Origin of the sequence: Nonomuraea zeae, from assembly GCF_005889725.1 — a bacterium.
Lineage (GTDB): Bacteria > Actinomycetota > Actinomycetes > Streptosporangiales > Streptosporangiaceae > Nonomuraea > Nonomuraea zeae.
This window is the reverse complement of sequence record NZ_VCKX01000536.1, coordinates 1-4078: the sequence shown is the minus strand read 5'-3', so window position 1 is coordinate 4078 and position 4078 is coordinate 1. Positions and strand designations below refer to the sequence as shown.

Annotated in this window: 3 protein-coding genes; 1 reads left to right on the top strand and 2 read right to left on the bottom strand. The window is 75.5% G+C overall.

The annotated features are described in order from the left end of the window. Window positions 1-749, bottom strand: a 749-nt coding sequence (locus ETD85_RS60650) for a hypothetical protein (RefSeq protein WP_138698829.1), incomplete at its 3' end; no start/stop codon positions are given. A gap of 45 nt (window positions 750-794) precedes the next feature. Between ETD85_RS60650 and ETD85_RS60645 the strand changes: the two genes are divergently transcribed. After that, window positions 795-3182, top strand: coding sequence for a helicase C-terminal domain-containing protein (locus tag ETD85_RS60645; protein WP_138698828.1), 2388 nt, complete (start codon window positions 795-797; stop codon window positions 3180-3182). Window positions 3183-3237: 55 nt separating this feature from the next. Here the strand turns inward: ETD85_RS60645 and ETD85_RS60640 are convergent, their stop codons facing one another. Further along, window positions 3238-4008 carry a hypothetical protein gene (locus tag ETD85_RS60640; RefSeq protein ID WP_138698827.1) on the bottom strand — a complete coding sequence of 257 codons (771 nt, stop codon included), beginning with the start codon at window positions 4006-4008 and terminating at the stop codon, window positions 3238-3240. Between the last annotated feature and the right edge of the window lie 70 nt (window positions 4009-4078).

Sequence of the window (4078 nt, the reverse complement as noted above, 5' to 3'; positions counted from 1 at the left end):
CCGCCGATGACCACCCCGCCCACGGAGTAGCCGAGCAGCGGCGCGCCGGCCCCCACGAGTTTGTCGCGCGCGCTCCAGCTCGCGCTGAGCAGCACCAGCACGCCGCCGACCGCCCACACCAGCACCGGGACCTCGAAGATCGCCAGGGCCGGCAGGCCGAACGGCACCAGCAGCGCGGCCACCACCAGCAGCGCCAGCGCGGCCGTGTCGCGCGGGTGCTCCTTGACGATGGTCCTGGCGTCCCTGCCGCCGGTGGCCATCGGGTTCGCGCTGGACATGGCCGCCCTGCGCAGGCCCGCGAACGGCAGGGCGCGGCCCGGCGGACGGCCGAGCCGCTCCTGAGCGATCTTGCGGTAGGCCTGGACGCCGGGAGGCGGGTCCCGGTCGTCGACGATGGCGGGGAAACGCAGCGTCGCGCCCTTGCCGCCGGTCCCCGCGCCTTCCTGGGAGGCACCGGCGGCGGATTGAGCGGCGGGTTCGGGGCTCGCCGCGCCGGAGCCGCGCCGCGCGGCCGCGTCCGCCTCGGCCAGCCTGCGCGCCTCCCGCTCGACCAGCGCGACCGGATCGCCGAACCTGGCCAGCAGCCTCGACACCTCACGCGCGTTCTGGCTGCCCTGCCGCTCCTCCTCGATCCTGGCCCGCAGCCGCTTGGCGAAGTCGAGCCGCTGGTCGGCCCTGAGCACGCCGTGGGCCGCGTCCGCGGCCTTGGACACGTAGTTCAGCACGAGCTGGTCCGCGCGCTCTATCACGCCTAGTAATGCTGCCTCAATCAGGGGGGACATACCATGGCAACGATGGAGTTCACGGAGTGGATCAGGGGGCGCACCGACGCACAGCTGCGGGCGCTGGTCTCCGCGCGTCCCGAGCTGATCACTCCGGTGCCGGCGCACCTGGAGGGTCTAGCGACGCGGGCAGGCAGTCCTTCGGCGATCGGCAGGGTGCTCGACCGGCTCGACCGGTTCACGCTTGCCGTCGTCGAGACGCTGGCCGTACAGGACGGGCCGGTGCCGAAGCAGGCGCTGCGCGACCTCGTCGGCGCGGCCCTGGCGGGCCACGACGCCGCGCCGCCGGGTGATGCGCCGTCGCGTAACGGCACGGCTTCGCGGGGCGACGGCCCCGAGCCGGCGCTGTCGGCCGCGCTCGACAGGCTGGCCGAGCTGGCGCTGGTCTACGGGCCCGACGACGCGCTCGACCTGGGCCCAGGCGTGCGCAAAGTGCTGGAGGACCCGGCCGGGCTGGGCCCGAAGGCGATCGACGTGTTCCGGCATCACGCTCCCGAGCAGCTCGACGAGATGGCCGACGACATCGCGCCCGGCACCCGGGGCTCCGGCAAGGAACGGCTGGCGGCCGCGCTGAGCGCGCCCGCCGCGCTGATCGAGTCGGTCTCCGCCGAGGCCAGGGGCGCCCTCGACCAGCTCGTCTGGGGCCCGCCGACCGGGCGCGTGCCCAACGCCAGGCGCGAGGTCCGTACGGCCTCCGCCCGCTCCCCCATCGAGGAGCTGCTCGCCCGCGGGCTGCTGGCGGCCACGGGCGAGGAGAGCGTGGCCCTGCCCCGCGAGGTCGGGCTCTACCTGCGCGGCGGCCGGGTGCACCGCGATCTCATGGCCGTGCCGCCGCCGCTCGGAGGCGCCGCCCGCGACCGCGAGCTGAGTGACCGTACGGCGGCCGGGCAGGCGTTCTCGTTCGTCAGGTCGGTCGAGGAGCTGTGCGAGCGGTGGAGCATCGAGCCGCCCGGCGTGCTGCGTACCGGCGGACTCGGCGTACGCGACCTGAAACGCACCGCGACCGAGCTGGACCTGCCCGAATGGGTGGCGGCGCTGGTCATCGAGGTGGCGCACGCCGCCGGGCTGATCGCGGCCGGCGGCGGCGTCGACGGCGAATGGCTGCCGACCTCCGGCTACGACCTGTGGCGGGTCCGGGCGACCGCCGACCGCTGGGTGGCGCTCGCGACCACCTGGCTGCAGATGGACCGGCTGCCGGGGCTGGTCGGCGAGCGCGACGAGCGCGACAGGCCGCTCAACGCCCTGCACGCCGACCTGCGCCGCGCCTCCGCGCCCGGCGTCAGGGCGGCCACGCTGGGCGTGCTCGCCGCGGCGCCCGGCCTGGCGCCCGATCGTGACTCCGTGCTCGAACGGCTCGCCTGGGAGCAGCCCCGCCGGCGCGGGCCGCTGCGCGAGCAGCTCACCGAGTTCGCCTTGCGGGAGGCCGAGCAGGTCGGGGTGACCGGGCTGGGCGCGCTGTCGGGCCACGGGCGGGCGCTGCTCGACGGCGCCGACCCCGCGCAGGTGCTCGCGCCGCTGCTGCCTGAGCCCGTCGATCACGTGCTGCTCCAGGCCGATCTCACCGCCGTCGCGCCCGGGCCGCTCACGAGCGAGCTCAACCGCTGGATGACGCTCACCGCCGACGTGGAGTCGAAGGGCGGGGCCACCGTCTACCGGTTCAGCGAGGGCTCGATCCGGCGCGCGCTCGACGCCGGCCACGGTGGCGAGGAGCTGGTCTCGGTCCTGGCCCGCCACTCGGCCACGCCGATGCCGCAGGCGCTGTCGTACCTGGTGACCGACGTGGCCCGGCGGCACGGCCGCATCCGGGTCGGGACGGCCAGCGCGTACATCCGCTGCGACGACCCCGCGCTCCTCGACCAGATCACCGCCGACCGGCGCTCGGCCGCGCTGCGGCTGCGCCGGCTGGCTCCCACCGTCATCGCCTCCCGCTCCTCCAGGGCGGCGCTGGTCGACTCGCTGCGGGCCATGGGATATTCCCCCGTCGCCGAGTCGCTCGACGGCGACGTGATCATCTCGCAGCTCGACAGCCGCCGTACCGAAGGGCCGGCCCCCGTCCGCGCCGTGTCGTCGGCCAACGGCGTCGACCCGGACGTGGCCGTCGCGGCCGTACGCGCGCTGCGGGCCGGCGACGCGGCGCACCTGAGCCGGCGCGAGCCCTCCGCCGCGCCCGGCGGCCAGGTGCCGCGCGGCCCCGCCACCGCCACGATCTCGGCCCTGCAGGACGCGATCAAGCAGGGCGTACGCGTGTGGATCGGCTACCTCGACTCGCAGGGCAACGCGACCTCGCGCATCCTCGAACCGGCCAGGATGGAGGGCGGCTACCTGACGGCCTATGACGAGACCAGGGCCGCCGTCCACCGCTTCGCCCTCCACCGCATCACCGGCGTCGCCGGCCTCTGAGCACCCGTCCCGAGACCCGGCCGCCCCAAGTCTGGACGTGATCGGGAGCGGGGCGTCACTCGTTGCGGAGCGCGGCGGCGAGCGCGGTCAGCTCGCGGGAGCGGTCGTCGTCGCGGCCGCCCGCCTGCCGGAGCAGCAGCGCCAGCGACTGCCCGGCCACCTTCGCCGCAGGGCCGCCGGTAGCCCCGAGCCGGTGCAGCGACCGCACCGAGTCGGCGGGGAAGCGCAGGGCCAGCCCTCCGCCCAGCGCCACGGCCGCCGCCGTGGCCCGGACGTGCCCGGGATCGGCCGCCCACTCCAGCGCCACCCTGAGCGCCGTGGGTGCGAGGGTCTCGTCGGCGCACATGTACGACAGCGCGTGCGCCGCCGCCACCCGCTCAGCCGCCGTACCCCGTGCCCAGACCTCCAGGAACTCCTCCCGGACCTCCTTCACGGAGTACGCCGCCAGCGCCGCCACCCCTTCGGCCGCCCGCACCTGCACCTCGGGCCCCGCACCCGCCAGCGAGCGCACCCATTCGCGCAGCGGCTGCCAGAGCCAGAACCCGTACCGGGCGACCAGCTCCCCGAGCACCCGCGCGCGATGGCCCGGCGCGCGGAACCCGACCAGTCCCCCTGAGGCCGCGATCAGCGAGCCGCCGTACGGCCGCCGCCCGCTCTCGTGGCAGAGCCGCTCCAGCCGCCCGAGCTGGACCTCGAAGTCCGGCTCGGCCAGCCCGTCCAGGAACGCCAGCGCCGCCACGGCCAGCACCTCCCGCATAGACGGCTTGGTGTCGAACCAGGCGGCCACCTCCTCCTCCGCCGCCGCCGAGCCCCCCGCCGAGCCCACGAACCCTAAGACAACTCGTATGCCGTCTTCTGCTTGAAAAAAAAAAAGAACATCGGCGTCTACAACGCAG